Raw genomic sequence first — 16,346 nt, forward strand, 5'->3', positions numbered from 1 at the left:
CTAGCCCCGCCCTGTGGCCAGCACCGAGTTCAGGTCGAAGCTGACGGGCTCCTCCAGTTGGGCGTACGTGCAGGATTCCGGTTCGCGGTCCGGCCGCCACCGCACAAACTGCGCGGTGTGCCGGAAGCGTTCGCCTTCCATGTGGTCGTATTTCACTTCCACCACCCGTTCGGGCCGCAGCGGCACGAAGGACAGGTCCTTCCCGGCGCTCCAGCGGCTGCCCTCGGCGTTGCGGGGCGTCCGGTCCCCTTCTTCCTGTTTGGCCCATGCCCACGGGTGGTCGTCGAAGTCGGTAACCAGGGGCTGCAGCTCTTCAAACAGTTCCCGACGGCGGGCCATCGGGAAGGCGCCGATCACCCCCACACTGGCCAGGCCGCCGTCCTCCTTGTACAGTCCCAGCAGCAGGGAACCCACGGCGTCCGGCCCGCTCTTGTGGAGCCGGTACCCGGCCACCACGCAGTCGGCCGTGCGCTCGTGCTTGACCTTGAACATCACCCGCTTGTCCGGCTGGTAAATACCGTCCAGCGGCTTGGCGATGATGCCGTCCAGGCCGGCGCCCTCGAACTGCTGGAACCACTGTTCGGCCAGGTCCTTGTCCGGCGTCGCGGCCGTGAAGTAGACCGGGGCCGCCGCATTTGCGAGCGCCTTCTCCAGGGCTTCGCGCCGCTCCGAGAACGGCCTCCCGGAATAGTCCTCATCGCCAAGCGCCAGCAGGTCAAAGGCCACAAAGCTGGCGGGAGTCTGCTGGGCCAGGAGCTTCACGCGACTGGCTGCGGGGTGGATACGCTGCTGCAGCATGTCGAAGTCCAGCCTGTCCCCGGAAGCGCCCACCATCACGATCTCGCCGTCCAGCACGCACCGCTCCGGAAGGTTGGCCTTGAGCGCTTCCACCAGTTCCGGAAAGTACCGGGTCATGGGTTTTTCGTTGCGGCTGCCGATCTCCAGGTCATCACCGTCCCGGAAGATGATGGAGCGGAAGCCGTCCCATTTGGGTTCGTAGCTCAACGCCCCTTCGGGCATGCCGCTGACGGCTTTGGCGAGCATGGGCTTCACGGGTGGCATCACTGGCAGGTCCATAGGCCTATTGTTGCCGCGGCGGGCGCCCTTTGGGAACAGCGCCTTGTCCACCAGCGGCCCTGGAGCCCTCGACTTAACACCGCCCGGGACGGTAGTGATTAACGATGGTTACTGTCGGCTTTCATTCATCGCATGAACAGATCAGTCCCGCCCAGCTCCTCAAGGACGTCCAGCACGCAGAACAGGCGGGTTTTGACGCCGCCATGTGCTCGGACCATATTGAGCCGTGGTCCGCCAGGCAGGGCCATTCCGGTTTTGCGTGGTCCTGGCTGGGCGCCGCACTGGCCACCACCAGCCTGAAGTTCGGCGTGGTCACGGCGCCTGGGCAGCGCTACCACCCGGCCATCATTGCCCATGCCTCCGCCACCCTGGCCAGCATGTTTCCCGGGCGGTTCTGGATGGCGCCGGGCAGCGGCGAAAACATGAACGAGCACGTCACCGGGGATGCCTGGCCACCCAAGGAGACCCGGCAGCAGCGGCTGGAGGAGTGCGTGGACGTGATCCGGCGGCTGCACCGGGGCGAGGAAGTCACCCACCACGGCCTGGTCACGGTTGAGCAGGCGCGTATCTGGGACGTGCCGGAGCCGCCGCCGCCGCTTATTGCACCCGCTATCAGTGTTGATACCGCCCGGCGCGCCGCTGCGTGGGCTGACGGCCTGGTTACGGTCAACCAGCCGCCGGAGAAACTTGAGGAAATGCTGGCGGTGTACCGGGAAAACGGCGGCAAGGGGCCTGCCGTGCTGCAGATCCATCTCTCCTGGGCGCCAACGGAGCAGGAAGCGGAAGCAATCGCCCTGGACCAGTGGCGCAGCAACACGTTTGCCCCGCCGGTCCCCTGGGATCTGCCCACGGCAGCGCATTTCGACGGCGTCAGCGGCACCGTGGGCGTGGAGCAGGTCCGCCAGTCCGTGAACGTGTCCGCCAGCCTGGACCGGCACGCGGAATGGCTGGCAGGCTACCGGGACCTGGGCTTTGATGAGCTTTACCTGCACTTCGTGGGGCAGCACCAGGCCGCATTCATTGACACCTTTGCCGGGGCCGTCCTGCCGCAGCTGCGCAACAGGCCCGTACCGCCGTCGGACACGGGGACAGCACTGGCTGCAGAAGTGGAGGCAACAGCATGAGGATCGCGGAAACATCGGACCTGTGGTGGAAGAACGCCGTCATCTATTGCCTGGATGTTGAGACGTTCTTTGACGACGACGGCGACGGCACCGGGGATTTCGCGGGCCTCACCCAGCGCGTTGACTACCTTTCGGCCCTTGGCGTGACGTGCATCTGGCTCATGCCGTTCTATCCGTCTCCGGACCGGGATGACGGCTACGACGTCACGGACTTCTTCGGCGTCGATTCGCGGCTGGGTACGCTGGGGGACTTCGTGGAGTTCATCCGGGCGGCCAAGGACAGAGGCATGCGGGTCATCGCGGACTTCGTGGTGAACCACACTTCGGACCAGCATCCCTGGTTTGTGGAGGCGCGGAAGTCCACGGACAACCCGTACCGCGACTACTACGTGTGGCGGAAGGACACGCCGCCGGATACGTCGTCGGAAGTGGTTTTCCCCGGCGAGGAAACCTCGCTCTGGACGAAGGATGATGCCACCGGCGAGTGGTACCTGCACATGTTCGCCAAGCACCAGCCGGACCTGAACGTCACCAACCCCAAGGTCCGCAACGAGATCGTCAAGGCCATGGGGCTGTGGCTGGAACTGGGGCTGGACGGGTTCCGGCTGGACGCCGTGCCGTTTTTCCTGGAGACGCGCGGGGCGCCTAATGACGAGGCCGCCAACCTGGACCCGCACAACTACCTCTCTGCGTTGCGCAGCTTTGTTAACCGGCGCAACGGTTCGGCCATCCTGCTGGGCGAGGTGAACCTGCCGTACAAGGAGCAGCTGGAGTACTTCGGCACCGAGGGCAGCGAGCTGAACATGCAGTTCGACTTTATGTCCATGCAGCACCTCTACCTGTCCCTGGCCAGGCAGGACGCCCGTCCGCTGGCGGAGACGCTGAAGAGCCGCCCGGCCCTGCACCCGGACAACCAGTGGGCCATGTTCGTCCGCAACCATGACGAGCTCACGCTGGACAAGATCAGCGACGGCGAGCGCCAGGAGGTCTTCGCCGCGTTCGGTCCGGAGAAGAACATGCAGATTTACGGGCGGGGCCTGCGCCGGCGGCTGCCCACCATGCTGGGCGGCGACCAGGAGCGGATCCGGATGGTCTATTCGCTGATGTTCACGCTGCCCGGCACGCCGGTGCTGTTCTACGGTGAGGAGATCGGCATGGGTGAGGACCTCCGGCAGAAGGGCCGGAGCGCGGTCCGCAGCCCCATGCAGTGGAGTGATGCGAAGAACGGCGGGTTCTCCAGCGCCAAAGTCTCCGAACTGATCGCGCCCATGGTGCGCGGTGACTACGGGCCTGACAAGGTTAATGCCGCCGCGGCGAAGCGGGATCCGGACTCACTGTGGAACTTTATGGCCACCCTCATGCAGCGTTACCGGGAGTCCCCGGAGCTGGGCTGGGGGGAATTTTCCGTTCTCGACCAGCCGGAACCGGGCGTCTTTGCCCACAAAGTAGAGGCCGACGACGGCACCCTGGTTCTGCTCCACAACTTCACCGAGGAGCCGGTCAAGATCAGCGCCACCGTCGCCCCGGCGGACGAAGAAACCCAAGGCCGGCGGGCCAGGAACCCCTACAAGGGCTGCATCCTGCTGGACCTCCTGGACGGGGACCACCTACCTCTGGAACCCGACGGCACCTTTACCGTGAAGCTGGGGCGCTACGGCTACAAGTGGTACCGCGTCCACGAACCCGGCGACCGCCTGGCCCCGTAGGGCCTATTAGCTGGAAGGGTTCTGCACGCCTAAGGTGAAAGGCATGGACCCAACCACCGGAATCATCATGGCTGTTCTTGGCGCGCTCATAATCATCGGGCTGTTTGTGATCCTGATCCCGCGATGGTCGCGGGCCAATAAAGCTAAATCTGGCGCGCCGATTTCAGGTAAATTCTTCGAGATCCGCAAGGAAAACCAAAAGGATTAGTCCGATCCCAGGCTTCCCTCGCTGAATAACGTTTTAACCGGTGTATTTGAATCAGTAATCGGGTCGAATCCAATCGGTGATCGGGACAAACTCAGGTTCACTTTCCCGGACGAGCGGCACATCGATCTCGACTTCGGTCAGTACGGTGATGTCCCCGAGCATCGCCACTTTCTCGATGATGCCCGTCTTGCGGTTGACGACTGCTGTGGCGCGGAACGCCGGGTCCTCTACATGCTCGAAGGTGATCAATAGCGAGCGCCGGCCAATCTCCTGCACGAGTACGGGGTAGAAGCTCTCACCGCCACGGCCCCACATTCGAAGCGCTTCCGGGTGAAGCATCTGAATCTCCAGGGGCATACCTCGCGGGAAGACAACTGCATGGGCCGGGTCGGGCTCTGCGGTCATTATGCCGTCGACTGTTGAGGATGTGTGGCCACGGTCATTGACCATGTGCCAGGCCTCCGCCTTAGTGTCCAGTCCCACCACAAATTGATAATGGGAAGACCCTGTCTGCGTGACTCCTTTTGCCCTTGCGGAAGCATGGTTTCGCAAGGCTGTGATTCCGCTGAGCACACCGTCGCTTTCGGTCCTACTGAGGATTGTGTTGAACTTCATTCCCCATTCTCATCACAGAATGCGCCCAAGAGACGTTTCAGTTCATCGCCTGGAGGCCAGTGGCGGCTGAGATAACCCGCTCTGTCTCTTCCAGGATCCGGGCGGAGGCGGCGGACGCAGCGGTGACGGTCTCGCCCCGGGACGGCAGCTCGACGGCGGTCCCTCCTCCGCGCTCCCCCGGACGGTGGCCTGGGCGCACCCCGGGGCGGAGGCCGCCGTCGTACTCCAGTTCCTGATCCTGGATCCCAACGGCGAGGTCGCTCATCAGCTCGGCGTCCGCGGTGGTGGCCAGATCGCTGCCGATCAGTTCCACCATCACCTTCAACCCGGCCAGCCGGCGCTGCGGATCGGCGTCGTACAGGGCGGAATCGATGGCCCACTGCGCCCGCTTCCACCACTGGTCGCGGCGGTCCGCGCGGAGCTTCTGCCGGTAGCTGAGGTACGCCACGAGCACAACGCCGAACGTGGCAACCGGCGCGATCGCCGCGACCGCGGTCAACACCATGTAGATCCCCTGTACTGAGTCCATGCCCCCACCCTAGGCAACAACCGCGCCGCGAAGAACTAACCGGCCCCTAACCGGAGGGAAACGCCGCCGCAACATTGGCGCGCCACACTGGAATGGCCGGCAACAGCTGGCACCCAGCTCCAGTTCAGGAGGCCCTGCCATGTTGAAGGAACCACGCACCCACGTCACCCGGATCCGCGCACTGGACCAGCTCCACCGCGGAGACCACATCGAGGCCCGGATGTCCGTTGGCCCCAGCTACGACGACGTCGTCATCCGCCGCGGCAGCGTCCAGGAGACAGCGCCGGGCATCGGCGTCGTCTGGATTACGGACACGCTGACCGGCATGCGCAAGGCCATCAACACCGACGAATGCAGCGTCTGGCGGGTTGCCTGAGCTCTAACTTCACCGCCGACGGCGCCGGGTGGCGTCCGCGGGTGTAGCCAATCAGGGCTGCCCGCACCACCGCCCATCAGCCGCCGGCCACCGACTGGATGATCAGGATTTCCTGCCCTCCCCGGACCGGAGTGTCCAGCCCCTCGAGCCGGCGCACCTCATTGCCGTCAACGTAGATATTCACGAAACGGCGGAGGGCGCCCGTCTCATCACGCAGCCGCCGCGCCAGGACCGGATAGTCGGAGGACAACGAATCCAGCACCGTCCCCACAGTTTCCGGACCGTCGACGGCGGCAGCCAGGGCGGTCTGCCCGCCCGCCAGCGGTTGCAGGACACTCGGGAGCAGGACCTGGATGACCCCGCTCATGCCGCTGGCACAGGTGAACCGCTGATCACCGCTGCCCGGACGCACAGGACATCCGGCAGGTGGGCAGCGACTTCGCTGAAGGTGGCGCCTTCGTCTGCGCTGGCGTACACGGTGCCGCCGCGGGTTCCGAAGTACACGCCCACCGGTTCGGCAGTATCCACTGACGCAGCGTCCCGGAGGATGCTGTTGTATTCGTGGTCCGGCAGGCCGGCGTCGAGGCGGTTCCAGCTGTTGCCGGCGTCATCCGTACGGTGGACGGCCAGCTTGCCCTCCGGCGGGATCCTCTCGCCATCGGCCTTCAGCGGGACCACCCAGGCGGTCCCTTCGCGGCGCGGATGCGTCAGCATCACAAAACCGAAATCCGCAGGCAAGCCGTCCGCAATGGACTCCCAGCTGTCGCCGTTGTTGTCCGTGCGGTACACACCGTGGTGGTTCTGCGCGTACAAACGGCCTTCGACGGCGGCATCCGCAGCGATCTTGTGGACGCACTGGCCGAATTCGGGGTTGGGGTCCGGCATGAAGTACGCCGAGATCCCCTTGTTGCGTGGCTCCCAGGAGGTGCCGCCGTCGAGCGAGCGGTAGACGCCGCCCGTGCTCATGGCAACGTGGACCTGCGTGCCACCCGGGTCCACCACAATCGAGTGCGCCGCCGCACCGCCATACCCGGCGCCCCATTCCGTGCGGTGGGGATGGTCCCAGAGCCCGCGGTTGAGCTCGAAGTGTTCGCCGCCGTCGGTGGATTTCCAGACAGAAATGGGTTCGGCGCCTGCCCAGACAACCCCGGGACGGGAGTCCTTATCCGGGTAGATCTGCCAGATGCGTTCCAGGGCCGCCCCGGTGTCCTCGGGGAACGCAATGGCGCCGTTGTCCGGCTCTGTCCACGTTTTTCCGAGGTCATCCGAGTGGGCCACGGTGGGGCCCCAGTGCTCGGAGCGGACGCCCACCATGATCCTGGTGCGCCCGTTACGGGTGTCGATTCCGATGCTGGGAACCTCAGTCATCAGGAAATGCGGGCCGGTGAAGGACCACTCTTTCCGATCCGGGCTGGTTGCCAGCCACAGTCCTTTTTTAGTGCCGATTGCCAGAAGGTAGTTCTCGTCGTCAGCCATGACTCCCATGGAACCACCAGCCCGCAGCACCCGCAATGGTTTCCGGCAGACCGCCTTTAGTCAACAAACTCCGACTGGGTTTCGATGAAATCCCAGTCCTCTTCAGTCAGCACCTTGGACGGATCCTCAGGATGAGGCCCTCCGGCCTCGGCGATGGCCTGTGCGACATCCAGGGGCAATTCCTCCGCCCGAAGGTTTTCCCGAAGCCAGGATTTGGCGTCCATATTGAGGTCCAGCCACCACATGAAGATTTCCACCAGGATCACCCTTCCGTCGTTGTTGCCCTTACCCCCACGTTAGGCCGCGCGGCAGGGGCGGTTCAAGGGATACCGCACCGATTCCTAACGCCTTGCTTAGCCAGGCGTCCCGCCCGTGACCTGCGGACTTCCTGCAGGAGAACGCAAGTACTTAATTAGTCCACCAAGTAGTCGAATCCTCAAAAACGAGTAGTGGGTACTCGGGACACCGGTGCCGATGCTTCATAGCCTGAAGCTGGAAATAAGTCTGACCAAGCGGGGGCACGGTCGTTGCCGGCGTTCCCATGTTTGGTCAGATCCGGCAACACTGGATGGAGTTCCGCATGAAAAAGACCCTCGCCCTCGCAGGAATTAGTGCCATGGCCCTGATGGGTCTGGCGGCACCTGCCTCCGCAGTCACCACGACGCCCTCGCCCACCACTACGGTCACGCAGGGAAACGGTGGAGTTGGCCACGAGCCGGTAACCCTTTGCCACCGGACGGCCTCTGCGGATAACCCGTACGTCCTGATAACCATCGACGCCGATGCCGTCTTGCAGCAGGGGCACGACATCCACGATCAGCAAGGCAACGGGCCAATCGGAGACATCATTCCGCCGTTCGATTACACCGACGGATCCTATGCTGGCAAGAACTGGACGGCTGAAGGCCAGGCCATCCTCGCCAACGGCTGCGTGGTTCCGGTGGTCACCACCCCGCCACCTACGACGGCCCCGCCGACGACGGCTCCGCCTACAACGGCACCCCCAACAACCGCACCTCCAACAACGGTGCCGCCGACAACCGCTCCTCCAACCACGGCTCCGCCAACCACCACAGTTCCCACCACCACGGTTCCGGTGCCAACAACCACCTCCACGGTTCCCGGAGTAGTGGCCACCACGAAGGCACCAGTGGGTGGCACGCGTGGCTTCAACGCCCAGACCGCAGCAGGTGAGTCCCAGGTAATGGGCAACGCTGCAGTGGTTGCGGGCATCGCACTCCTGGCCGGCGCTGCCGGGCTGGCGTTCTACCGCCGCCAGTCGGGAAGCCGCTCACACTAGGAATCGCTGAAGCTGTTCACTGAGCAGCCCAGCCACATATTGATGCAGTACATGGGAGGCCCTGTCTCAGGAATGAGGCAGGGCCTCCCACATTGAAGGCACCGGCCACCACTTTGGAGCCGGGCCCACAGCCACTGAAAGAGAGCGTAAAGTCCACCTCATGCAGCACAACAGCGGCAGGCACATCAACGCACGGGCAAGGAACGGGCGCAGGATCGACCTCGCCATCCTGTTGTGCGTCGTTCTGGGCGTCCTGCTGCTCGCCGTACCGGCGTTGACCTCGGGCAACGCCCCGAACCAGTCGCGCGGAGTTCCGTCCATAACGCAGACCAGCCCTGCACAGACCACGGCGGAAACCTCCGTCTCTCCAGATCCCACTCCCGGCACCACGCCTCCCGCACCCCAGGAGGAACCTCCGGCTCCGCCACCAGCGCCTGCCCCACCCCCAGCGCCGGTGGAACTCCCTCCAGCGGCAGCGCCGGTGCGGATCAATTACGCGTCCGCAGGTGTCGACGTCGTGGTTCACCCCCTGCAGCCGGACGCCCAGGCGGCGGCCAGCCGGACGCTCAACCCTCCGGCAACACTGGATGGCTACTGGCTCACGCCGTACGGGGTTCCCGGGGCTGGTTCGGCCGACACCACCTACGTTATTGGGCACAGCTGGGTTGACCGTGACGCGCCTTTCAACCACCTGAGCAGCCAGGCATCGGTGGGCCACGTCTTTGATGTGGTCACGCAGACCGGCACCGTCCAATACCGCGTGGACCGGATCGACACGTACAACAAGGACACGCTCAAGGACAGCCCCATCTGGGAGGTCGTCCCGGGAAGACTGGTCCTCATCAGTTGCTACACGGAAGACCCCTGGGGAACCAACGTCACCGTCACCGCGACGCCCGTCCTGCAATAGGCTGCCCTGTTCAAGCCGCACATCAGGGAACACAATGAAGTATGCCTGCTGAACGCAATGACATGACCGGTCCGTTGGTGGTGGGGGTCCGTCCCGATCAACACGGAGAAGTTATCCAAGCCGCGGCAGCCCTGGCCCGCAAGCTGGAAGTGGCCCTGGTTTGCGCCTATGTGGACGAAGCCAGCTACCTCGTGGAATGGGATCCGCACCGCGCCACCCACCGCCTGTCGCTGCATCCGGACAAGGATGACGACGACGTCCGCACCCTCCAGGACCAGCTCCGGTCCATCCTGGGCCAGGCCCTCGAAGGCCAGGGAGTGGAGTGGTCGCTGCGTACCCTGGCAGGCGACCCGTCCCGCGCATTAGGACGGCTGGCCGCAGACTGCGACGCGTCCATGATCGTGGTGGGAACGCCCGAGCACGGCCTGGGACACCGGCTGAGCGAAATGCTCAATGGCTCCATTTCGGCATGGTTAAGCCACCACCAGTCGTGCCCCGTGCTGGTTGTTCCGGATCCTTCCTGACCCGTCCGGCCCGTGTTTTCGGGGGTTTTAGGTACGCCGAAAAAGTAAAGCGAAAGTAGTTATTCGACGAGGTAGCGCGGCCCGCTACCGGCAAGTAAGCTAATTACTGCAGGAGAGAAAAGCGCTGGATCTCAAAGGATCGGCGCAGGATCTTCAGCCCAAGAGCTGCTCCGGAGTGCGTATCCCCCAATAACGCACTCCGGAGCTTTTTAATGCCCAAATCCAGGTTCCGACGGGGCTCCCCCGGTTTTCGACGCGCATATTCACTGACGCCGTCGATATATCCCCAGCGGCAGCGAATATGCGTAGCGCCAGGTAACTTGCGTAGCGCCAGGCATTATCCGTGTCAGGAGCAGCCGGAGTCGGGTCCGAGGTCGAACAAGAGACCAGTCCGAGATCCCCCGGATACCCCCTGGGGGTACTTGACTCGATACCCCAAGGGGGTATAGCTTGGCTGCATGAACACACCCGAAGAAGCCGTCGCTATGCCGTCGGAAGCCCCAGTATTCGAGGGGCATGGTTACACGTCGAACAAGGACGCGTACCTCCGCAGGCTCAAACGCATTGAGGGTCAGGTCCGCGGCATCGCGAAGATGGTGGATGACGATAAGTACTGCATCGACATCCTCACCCAGGTCGCAGCCGTTACCAAGGCGCTGCACGCCGTCAGCCTTGGCCTTGTGGAGGAACACATTGGCCATTGCGTGGTGGGCGCCGCCTCGGAACCCGATCCCGCCGTCCGCGCCGAGAACCTCGACGCCAAGGTCAAGGAAGCAAGCAGCGCCATCGGCCGCCTGCTGCGGTAGCAGCCACCGGCGTCGCACATCCCAACCCACACCAACTCCAGGAGTCATCATGAGCACCGTTTCCACCACCGTCAGCGTTTCCGGCATGACCTGCGGCCACTGCGTTTCCTCCGTGAGCGAGGAAATCGAGGCGATTGACGGCGTCGAAAGCGTTGACGTTGACCTCAACGCCGGCGGCGTGTCCACCGTGACCGTCACGTCCACCAAGGAAATCCCGCACGAGCAGATCGGCGAAGCAGTGGCCGAGGCCGGCTACCTGGTTGTGGACAACCACGCCTAATCACCCGTTATCCACAGAATCGAGCAAGCTGATGCGCAACGACGAACTCCTGCAGCAGGCCGGAAGCCGGGTCATTGAACTTGATATCGAGGGCATGACCTGCGCTTCCTGCGTGAACCGCGTGGAGCGCAAACTCAGCAAGCTCGACGGCGTGCAGGCCTCCGTCAACCTGCCGCTGGAATCGGCCACGGTAACAGTGCCCGACGGCGTCACGGACCAACAGATCGTAGATACTGTCCGTGCCACAGGCTACAAAGCAAAGCTCCGCGCCACGGGAACCGTGGCGCAGCAGCCCTCCCCACCCATGGCTGAGGCTCCGAGCGAAGGAGGCTTCGGCGATGTGCGGCAGCATGCGTCTAAGGTGGGCCCACGCCGGCAAGGTTCCCTGCCCGAGCTTGCGAGGGGAGGGGGCCGGCGGGGAGGTACGAGCGAGCATGCAGAGCATATCGCCGAAGCCGCCGGACACAGCCCGGCCGCCGCCACCCTGAAGCCTCGGCTGATCGTGGCCGCGGTCCTCACGGTTCCGGTGTTCGCGATTTCGATGGTGCCGGCCCTTCAGTTCCCGCAGTGGGGCTGGGTGGCGGCGGTTCTTGCCTTGCCGGTTGTGAGCTGGGCGGCCTGGCCATTCCACAGGGCTGCCGCCATCAACGCCCGGCATTTCGCTTCCACGATGGACACCCTGGTTTCCATCGGAGTCATCGCGGCGTACGTCTTTTCCGCCTGGCAGCTGTTCGCCGATCCGCAGCTGACGGCTCACGCCGGCCCTGAAGCCATGGCGGGCATGGAGGAAGCGGGCCTGTACTTCGAGGTGGCCGCAGTGGTCACCACGTTCCTGCTGCTGGGCCGGTACCTGGAAGCGAACGCCAAGCACCGTGCCGGCAACGCCCTCCGCGCTCTCCTGGACCTGGGGGCCAAGGACGCCACGGTCCTTGAGGGTGGGGCTGAGCGCCGGATACCCGCGGACCGGCTCCAGGTGGACGACGTCATTGTGGTCCGCCCGGGAGAGAGAATTGCCACTGACGGTGTGGTGATCGAGGGCAGTTCCGCCGTGGACGCTTCCCTGGTGACCGGCGAATCAATGCCCGTGGAGGTATCGCCCGGCAGCGGCGTGACCGGTGCAACCATCAACACGTCCGGCAGGCTGCTGGTCCGCGCCACCCGCGTGGGCTCGGAAACAACGCTCGCCCACATGGGCAGGCTGGTGTCCCAGGCCCAGTCAGGGAAGGCGCCCATCGCCCGGCTGGCAGACCGGATCAGTTCTGTGTTCGTGCCCGTGGTCCTGGTCATTGCAGCCCTGACCTTTGGCATCTGGCTGCTGGTGGCCGGCCCGGCCATCTCTTCGGTGGAGCTGCAGCAGGCCTTTACAGCCGCCGTCGCCGTCCTGGTCATTGCCTGCCCGTGCGCCCTGGGCCTGGCAACGCCCGTGGGACTGCTGACCGGTACCGGCCGCGGCGCCCAGCTGGGCATCCTCATCAAAGGTCCGCAGGTGCTCGAGGACACCCGGACCGTTGACACCATCGTGCTGGACAAGACGGGCACCGTGACCAGCGGCGAGCTCTCCGTGGACTCCGTCCATGCCTTCGGAACCCATTCCGAGGCTGAGGTACTGCGGTTGGGCGGCGCCGTTGAGGCTGCCTCCGAGCACCCTATTGCCCGCGCCATTGCTGCCGCTGCCCTGTCTGCGGCAGCCGTTCCCACCCGCGTTCCCGCCTCTATGGCCCGGGAGACGGCCAGTGAAGCGGACGACGCCGGAAGGTTGCCGGACGTGGACCACTTCCGTTCCGCTGCGGGCGGCGGAGTGGGTGGAGAGGTGGAAGGGCACGCGGTCCTGGCCGGCCGGAGTTCCTGGCTGGAAGAGAATGGCGTCCGCATCGGAACCGCCGAGGCCGGGGCGCTCCAGGAAGCGGAAGCCGGCGGATCCACGGCTATCTGGGTGGCTGTTGACGGCGCACCCGCCGGCATCATCGCCCTCCGGGACACCATCAAACCCGGTTCCGCCGAGGCCATCTCACGGCTCCGCGGGCTGGGACTGCGCCCGCTCCTGCTGACCGGAGACAACGCCGAGGTGGCCGCACAGGTGGCTGCCGCCGTCGGAATCGATCCTGAAGACGTCCATGCCGGCGTCCTGCCGGAAGGGAAAGTTGAGGTTGTCCGCAAGCTTCAGGGTTCCGGGGCAACCGTGGCCATGGCCGGCGACGGCGTGAACGATGCCGCAGCCCTTGCCCAGGCGGACCTCGGCATTGCCATGGGTTCGGGCACGGACGTGGCCATCGAGGCCGCCGATCTGACGGTCATGGGCAACGATCTTGGCCAGGTAGTCCAGGCGATCGAGCTCTCCCGCAGGACCCTGTCCACCATCAAGACCAACCTGTTCTGGGCGTTCTTCTACAACGCCGTGGGCATCCCCGTGGCGGCGCTGGGCCTGCTGAACCCGATGATTGCGGGCGCAGCCATGGCCGCCAGCTCAGTGCTGGTGGTGGCCAACTCGCTCAGGTTGCGGCGCTTCGGCAAACAGGGCCGGTAGCGCCTGAGGCGACGGGTCAGGCAGCCCCGTAGCGGACCGCCGCCCGGGCCTTGGCCTTGGCGGCTTCCTCTTCGCGGTTCTTCGCCGGAGCATGCGTCACCAGGGAATCGAGCAGGTGCTGCGTAATGTACGCGATCTCGTGGACAGCCCGGTCGAACGCCTCCTGGTTGGCCTGGGAGGGCTTGGTGCTGCCGCTGACTTTGCGCACGTATTGCAGTGCCGCGGCCTCTACCTCGGCCGTAGTGGCGGACGGTTCAAAGTTATGAAGGGTTCGGATATTCCTGCACATACCTTCATGCTAGGCTCCGCGCGGCCACGGATCGAGCCCCTGGCCGGGACAAACCCGGGAGTGCAGCGTGGGGAGTTGTGCATGGGGACTAGTCTCCATCGACAGTGCGGTCCCGGGCGGGATAGCTTAGGCGTAATGGATCTTCCGGATGAACCGGAGGCCGCTGGGGATGCCGGAACTGGTTCGGATCCGATTACTTGCTCGACCTACTGAAGGAGATATGACATGGCTATTTGGGGTGCAGATGTTGCGCAGCTGAAGACTCTGGGAACCAAGCTCAAGGCTGGTGCCAACGATATCGAGAAGCAGAAGACCCTGCTGACCAAGCTCCTCGCGGGCACCGACTGGAAGGGCCCGGACGCTGACCGCTTCCGCAACGAGTGGAACGGCCAGCACGTTTCCTCCCTGGCCAAGGTTGCCCAGGCCCTGGAAGAAGCCGGCCAGAAGGCCACCAAGAACGCCGGTGAGCAGGAAAACGCTTCGCGCTAATCCGCTGCAAACCACTCAGGGCTGGAGGTCCGGGCGCCATGTGCATCCGGGCCTCCAGCCCTTTCAGCGGCTTCCTGCGCCAAGCGGGAAATCAGGGTTTCGGTACCAGGGCTTGCGGATCAGGCTTTCCGCACCAGGTCCGGTCCCGGCTCCAGCGCCACAGCCTTGGGCAGCCCGCGCAGATCGTCCAGGCGCACCAGCACCACACCACCAACAATCAGCAGGCCGCCCAGGAGCTGGATGGAGCCGGGCAGTTCGCCCAGCAGCAGCCACGCAAACAGCACGGCGAACAGCACTTCGGTCAGGGAAATGAAGGACGCCACCTTGGAACCGAGCCGGCGCGCAGCAGCCACGCCGGACACGTAGGCCAGCACGGTGGACAGGATCACCAGGCCCGCCAGCGAGACCCACCACGGTGTGAGCCACGGCCCCAGCTTGGTGTCCGCGGTGCTGAATGCCATGGGGATGATGCCGATTGCCGCGGACAGCCACATCACCACAGCGCCCACCAGGAGTCCGCCTGCGGACAGGACCAGGGGCGGCAGGGAGTGGTTTTCCTTGGCCGTGATGAAGAAGTAGATGGCCAGGCAGACGGCGGCCGCGAGCCCCCACAGCACGCCAATGGGATCGATCTTTACGGCACCGGTGAGGTCCAGGACCAGGACCAGTCCGCCCAGGGACAGCAGCGTTCCGGCCACTGTCATCACGCTGGGCCGGCGCCGGCTGGCCATCCAGAGCCACAGCACAATGAGCACGGGGGCCAGGTATTCCAGCAGCAGGGCCACGCCCACGGAGAGCCGGGCCACCGCGTTGAAGTAGAACAGCTGGCAGGCGGCCACGCCAATGAACCCGAACAGCACCACTGTTACCCAGTTCCGCCCCAGTTCCCGCCAGCGGCCACGGAGTGCCAGGACCGCCGGGATGGCCAGCACGACGGCGGCTCCCGTGAGCCGGGCGGTCACTGCGGCACCCGGGGTCCATCCGGTTTCCAGCAGGGCCTTTGCGAACGAACCTGACGTTCCGAACACGGCCGAAGAGAACAGTGCGATGCCCAGGCCGGATCCCAGGAAGCCCCTGCCGGACCCGCGCAGGGAAGCGGCGGAGCGGTTCTTGATGGCAGGCATAGGCACCTCTGTGTCAGGAGTAAAGTGGGGTATTGACCCTGACACTACGCCCGGCCATGTAAGGAGTCAAGGTGATTTTTGCCCCTGACACGGAGGTTGCCCTCCGGAGTGTCGTCAACCTGATCAACACCGCGCAGAACGGCGAGGAAAAACTGCGGACGGTGAAGGACCTTGACGCGTTCCTGCAGGAGGAGGGCTTTTCCGGATCGCGGGAGCGGTCGGCGTCGGAAGTGGAAAGTGTCCGGCAGTTGCGGGCCCAGCTCAAACAGCTGTGGGGGGCCTCCGAAGACGAGGCAGTGGAGACGATCAACCGGCTGCTGCGCAACGCCAGCGCACTTCCGCAGCTGATCAAGCACGACGACTGGGACTGGCATTTTCACGCCACAACCCCGGAAGCGCCGCTGGCTGACCGGATGAGCACCGAGGCTGCGATGGCCCTGGCGGACATCATCCGCGGGAAGGCCGGGGACAGGATGCTGGTGTGTGCGGCAGCAGATTGCGACGCCGTGCTGCTGGACCTGAGCCGGAACCGGTCAAAGATGTACTGCAGTGCGGCCTGCGCAAACCGGGCGCACGTTGCCGCTTACCGGGCCCGGCAGGCGGCGGAGGCCTAGGAGCGGCCGGTACCTTCGGCGTCGTTATCTTCCGACGGCGGCGCGGCAGGCGCGGTGCCGTGGCTGCCGTGGCCGTGGGCCGGACGCTTGGCGGAGCTCAGGTTGACGCCGGATCCCTTGCCCAGGTGCGGGGCGTTTTCCTTGTAGCTCATGGAGAGCATGGCGGCGATGACCAGCGTGACAATAAAGGCGATGCCCGCGCCGGTGAAGGCGAGGTCAAAACGCGCGGTCTTGGAGCTGCCTCCGGAGGCGAAGATCAGCACGCAGAAGAAGGCCAGCACTGCCCAGAACGCGGAAAACATCAGCGGCCCCTTAACCGAGGTCCGCAGGCTGCGCGGTTTGCCTGGCTCCTGGTTTGCCACGATAAATTCCTTC

21 protein-coding genes are annotated in these 16,346 nt (G+C 64.8%); 12 read left to right on the plus strand and 9 right to left on the minus strand.

Annotated elements, in window-relative coordinates:
- Positions 1 to 1,077 (minus strand): ATP-dependent DNA ligase, encoded by a 1,077-nt coding sequence (locus ACPJW8_RS17590; RefSeq protein ID WP_330189047.1) that lies wholly within the window; start codon positions 1,075 to 1,077, stop codon positions 1 to 3.
- Between the two features lie 104 nt (positions 1,078 to 1,181).
- Between ACPJW8_RS17590 and ACPJW8_RS17595 the strand changes: the two genes are divergently transcribed.
- The 3 genes from ACPJW8_RS17595 to ACPJW8_RS17605 are packed head-to-tail and all read left to right on the plus strand — an operon-like array spanning position 1,182 to position 4,115.
- Positions 1,182 to 2,201 carry a TIGR03885 family FMN-dependent LLM class oxidoreductase gene (locus tag ACPJW8_RS17595; protein WP_330189046.1) on the plus strand — a complete coding sequence of 340 codons (1,020 nt, stop codon included), beginning with the start codon at positions 1,182 to 1,184 and terminating at the stop codon, positions 2,199 to 2,201.
- A complete protein-coding gene (locus ACPJW8_RS17600; RefSeq protein WP_330189045.1) occupies positions 2,198 to 3,907 on the plus strand; it encodes an alpha-amylase family protein in 1,710 nt (569 codons plus the stop codon). Before ACPJW8_RS17595 ends, ACPJW8_RS17600 begins: the two co-directional genes overlap by 4 nt.
- A gap of 43 nt (positions 3,908 to 3,950) precedes the next feature.
- Positions 3,951 to 4,115: a hypothetical protein gene (locus tag ACPJW8_RS17605; protein WP_330189044.1), complete on the plus strand. Its 165-nt coding sequence runs from the start codon at positions 3,951 to 3,953 to the stop codon at positions 4,113 to 4,115.
- A gap of 51 nt (positions 4,116 to 4,166) precedes the next feature.
- Here the strand turns inward: ACPJW8_RS17605 and ACPJW8_RS17610 are convergent, their stop codons facing one another.
- Complete coding sequence (locus ACPJW8_RS17610; RefSeq protein WP_330189043.1) at positions 4,167 to 4,730, minus strand: hypothetical protein; 564 nt, start codon at positions 4,728 to 4,730, stop codon at positions 4,167 to 4,169.
- A 37-nt stretch (positions 4,731 to 4,767) separates the two neighbouring features.
- Positions 4,768 to 5,259 (minus strand): hypothetical protein, encoded by a 492-nt coding sequence (locus ACPJW8_RS17615; RefSeq protein ID WP_330189042.1) that lies wholly within the window; start codon positions 5,257 to 5,259, stop codon positions 4,768 to 4,770.
- A 139-nt stretch (positions 5,260 to 5,398) separates the two neighbouring features.
- On the opposite strand from ACPJW8_RS17615, the gene ACPJW8_RS17620 reads away from it, so the two are divergent.
- Complete coding sequence (locus ACPJW8_RS17620; RefSeq protein ID WP_330189041.1) at positions 5,399 to 5,635, plus strand: hypothetical protein; 237 nt, start codon at positions 5,399 to 5,401, stop codon at positions 5,633 to 5,635.
- 76 nt (positions 5,636 to 5,711) lie between these two features.
- Here the strand turns inward: ACPJW8_RS17620 and ACPJW8_RS17625 are convergent, their stop codons facing one another.
- Genes ACPJW8_RS17625 through ACPJW8_RS17635 form a run of 3 tightly spaced genes read right to left on the minus strand, consistent with a single transcriptional unit; the run spans position 5,712 to position 7,368 of the window.
- Entirely contained in the window at positions 5,712 to 6,002 is a 291-nt protein-coding gene (locus ACPJW8_RS17625) for a MoaD/ThiS family protein (protein WP_330189040.1), read from the minus strand.
- Complete coding sequence (locus ACPJW8_RS17630; RefSeq protein ID WP_330189039.1) at positions 5,999 to 7,120, minus strand: exo-alpha-sialidase; 1,122 nt, start codon at positions 7,118 to 7,120, stop codon at positions 5,999 to 6,001. The genes ACPJW8_RS17625 and ACPJW8_RS17630 overlap by 4 nt, the downstream gene beginning before the upstream one ends.
- A 47-nt stretch (positions 7,121 to 7,167) precedes the next feature.
- Entirely contained in the window at positions 7,168 to 7,368 is a 201-nt protein-coding gene (locus ACPJW8_RS17635) for a hypothetical protein (protein ID WP_330189038.1), read from the minus strand.
- Between the two features lie 323 nt (positions 7,369 to 7,691).
- On the opposite strand from ACPJW8_RS17635, the gene ACPJW8_RS17640 reads away from it, so the two are divergent.
- The 6 genes from ACPJW8_RS17640 (at position 7,692) to ACPJW8_RS17665 (ending at position 13,455) form a co-directional block, all read left to right on the plus strand.
- The gene (locus ACPJW8_RS17640) at positions 7,692 to 8,411 is read left to right on the plus strand and encodes a hypothetical protein (RefSeq protein WP_330189037.1); all 720 of its coding nucleotides are present in this window, start codon (positions 7,692 to 7,694) and stop codon (positions 8,409 to 8,411) included.
- Between the two features lie 160 nt (positions 8,412 to 8,571).
- Entirely contained in the window at positions 8,572 to 9,321 is a 750-nt protein-coding gene (locus ACPJW8_RS17645; protein ID WP_330189036.1) for a class F sortase, read from the plus strand.
- Positions 9,322 to 9,362: 41 nt separating this feature from the next.
- Positions 9,363 to 9,845 carry a universal stress protein gene (locus tag ACPJW8_RS17650; protein ID WP_330189035.1) on the plus strand — a complete coding sequence of 161 codons (483 nt, stop codon included), beginning with the start codon at positions 9,363 to 9,365 and terminating at the stop codon, positions 9,843 to 9,845.
- A gap of 458 nt (positions 9,846 to 10,303) precedes the next feature.
- Positions 10,304 to 10,651, plus strand: a complete 348-nt coding sequence (locus tag ACPJW8_RS17655) for a metal-sensitive transcriptional regulator (RefSeq protein WP_330189034.1) — start codon at positions 10,304 to 10,306, stop codon at positions 10,649 to 10,651.
- A 49-nt stretch (positions 10,652 to 10,700) separates the two neighbouring features.
- A complete protein-coding gene (locus ACPJW8_RS17660) occupies positions 10,701 to 10,931 on the plus strand; it encodes a heavy metal-associated domain-containing protein (RefSeq protein WP_330189033.1) in 231 nt (76 codons plus the stop codon).
- A gap of 31 nt (positions 10,932 to 10,962) precedes the next feature.
- Positions 10,963 to 13,455 (plus strand): heavy metal translocating P-type ATPase, encoded by a 2,493-nt coding sequence (locus ACPJW8_RS17665; protein ID WP_330189032.1) that lies wholly within the window; start codon positions 10,963 to 10,965, stop codon positions 13,453 to 13,455.
- A gap of 16 nt (positions 13,456 to 13,471) precedes the next feature.
- Here ACPJW8_RS17665 and ACPJW8_RS17670 read toward each other — a convergent pair whose 3' ends face one another.
- Entirely contained in the window at positions 13,472 to 13,744 is a 273-nt protein-coding gene (locus tag ACPJW8_RS17670) for a DUF2277 domain-containing protein (protein WP_330189031.1), read from the minus strand.
- 225 nt (positions 13,745 to 13,969) lie between these two features.
- Between ACPJW8_RS17670 and ACPJW8_RS17675 the strand changes: the two genes are divergently transcribed.
- Positions 13,970 to 14,233 (plus strand): hypothetical protein, encoded by a 264-nt coding sequence (locus tag ACPJW8_RS17675; RefSeq protein ID WP_330189030.1) that lies wholly within the window; start codon positions 13,970 to 13,972, stop codon positions 14,231 to 14,233.
- Between the two features lie 119 nt (positions 14,234 to 14,352).
- Here ACPJW8_RS17675 and ACPJW8_RS17680 read toward each other — a convergent pair whose 3' ends face one another.
- A complete protein-coding gene (locus ACPJW8_RS17680; protein ID WP_330189029.1) occupies positions 14,353 to 15,357 on the minus strand; it encodes a DMT family transporter in 1,005 nt (334 codons plus the stop codon).
- A 71-nt stretch (positions 15,358 to 15,428) separates the two neighbouring features.
- Between ACPJW8_RS17680 and ACPJW8_RS17685 the strand changes: the two genes are divergently transcribed.
- Positions 15,429 to 15,971, plus strand: a complete 543-nt coding sequence (locus ACPJW8_RS17685; RefSeq protein ID WP_330189028.1) for a CGNR zinc finger domain-containing protein — start codon at positions 15,429 to 15,431, stop codon at positions 15,969 to 15,971.
- On the opposite strand, the gene ACPJW8_RS17690 is transcribed toward ACPJW8_RS17685, so the two are convergent.
- Positions 15,968 to 16,333: a hypothetical protein gene (locus ACPJW8_RS17690; protein ID WP_330189027.1), complete on the minus strand. Its 366-nt coding sequence runs from the start codon at positions 16,331 to 16,333 to the stop codon at positions 15,968 to 15,970. The two genes, ACPJW8_RS17685 and ACPJW8_RS17690, sit on opposite strands and share 4 nt — an antisense overlap.
- Positions 16,334 to 16,346: the final 13 nt, after the last annotated feature.

Origin of the sequence: Pseudarthrobacter sp. J47, assembly GCF_049810315.1 — a bacterium.
Classification (GTDB): Bacteria; Actinomycetota; Actinomycetes; order Actinomycetales; family Micrococcaceae; genus Arthrobacter.

Excerpts from the sequence above, each read along its gene's own strand:
- ACPJW8_RS17680 (WP_330189029.1), bottom strand. The coding sequence starts at position 15,357 with ATGCCTGCCATCAAGAACCGCTCCGCCGCTTCCCTGCGCGGGTCCGGC.
- ACPJW8_RS17630 (WP_330189039.1), bottom strand. The coding sequence starts at position 7,120 with ATGGGAGTCATGGCTGACGACGAGAACTACCTTCTGGCAATCGGCACT.
- ACPJW8_RS17655 (WP_330189034.1), top strand. The coding sequence starts at position 10,304 with ATGAACACACCCGAAGAAGCCGTCGCTATGCCGTCGGAAGCCCCAGTA.
- ACPJW8_RS17675 (WP_330189030.1), top strand. The coding sequence starts at position 13,970 with ATGGCTATTTGGGGTGCAGATGTTGCGCAGCTGAAGACTCTGGGAACC.
- ACPJW8_RS17600 (WP_330189045.1), top strand. The coding sequence starts at position 2,198 with ATGAGGATCGCGGAAACATCGGACCTGTGGTGGAAGAACGCCGTCATC.
- ACPJW8_RS17625 (WP_330189040.1), bottom strand. The coding sequence starts at position 6,002 with ATGAGCGGGGTCATCCAGGTCCTGCTCCCGAGTGTCCTGCAACCGCTG.
- ACPJW8_RS17670 (WP_330189031.1), bottom strand. The coding sequence starts at position 13,744 with ATGTGCAGGAATATCCGAACCCTTCATAACTTTGAACCGTCCGCCACT.
- ACPJW8_RS17665 (WP_330189032.1), top strand. The coding sequence starts at position 10,963 with ATGCGCAACGACGAACTCCTGCAGCAGGCCGGAAGCCGGGTCATTGAA.
- ACPJW8_RS17590 (WP_330189047.1), bottom strand. The coding sequence starts at position 1,077 with ATGGACCTGCCAGTGATGCCACCCGTGAAGCCCATGCTCGCCAAAGCC.
- ACPJW8_RS17610 (WP_330189043.1), bottom strand. The coding sequence starts at position 4,730 with ATGAAGTTCAACACAATCCTCAGTAGGACCGAAAGCGACGGTGTGCTC.
- ACPJW8_RS17645 (WP_330189036.1), top strand. The coding sequence starts at position 8,572 with ATGCAGCACAACAGCGGCAGGCACATCAACGCACGGGCAAGGAACGGG.
- ACPJW8_RS17615 (WP_330189042.1), bottom strand. The coding sequence starts at position 5,259 with ATGGACTCAGTACAGGGGATCTACATGGTGTTGACCGCGGTCGCGGCG.
- ACPJW8_RS17660 (WP_330189033.1), top strand. The coding sequence starts at position 10,701 with ATGAGCACCGTTTCCACCACCGTCAGCGTTTCCGGCATGACCTGCGGC.
- ACPJW8_RS17640 (WP_330189037.1), top strand. The coding sequence starts at position 7,692 with ATGAAAAAGACCCTCGCCCTCGCAGGAATTAGTGCCATGGCCCTGATG.
- ACPJW8_RS17595 (WP_330189046.1), top strand. The coding sequence starts at position 1,182 with ATGGTTACTGTCGGCTTTCATTCATCGCATGAACAGATCAGTCCCGCC.
- ACPJW8_RS17650 (WP_330189035.1), top strand. The coding sequence starts at position 9,363 with ATGCCTGCTGAACGCAATGACATGACCGGTCCGTTGGTGGTGGGGGTC.
- ACPJW8_RS17605 (WP_330189044.1), top strand. The coding sequence starts at position 3,951 with ATGGACCCAACCACCGGAATCATCATGGCTGTTCTTGGCGCGCTCATA.
- ACPJW8_RS17620 (WP_330189041.1), top strand. The coding sequence starts at position 5,399 with ATGTTGAAGGAACCACGCACCCACGTCACCCGGATCCGCGCACTGGAC.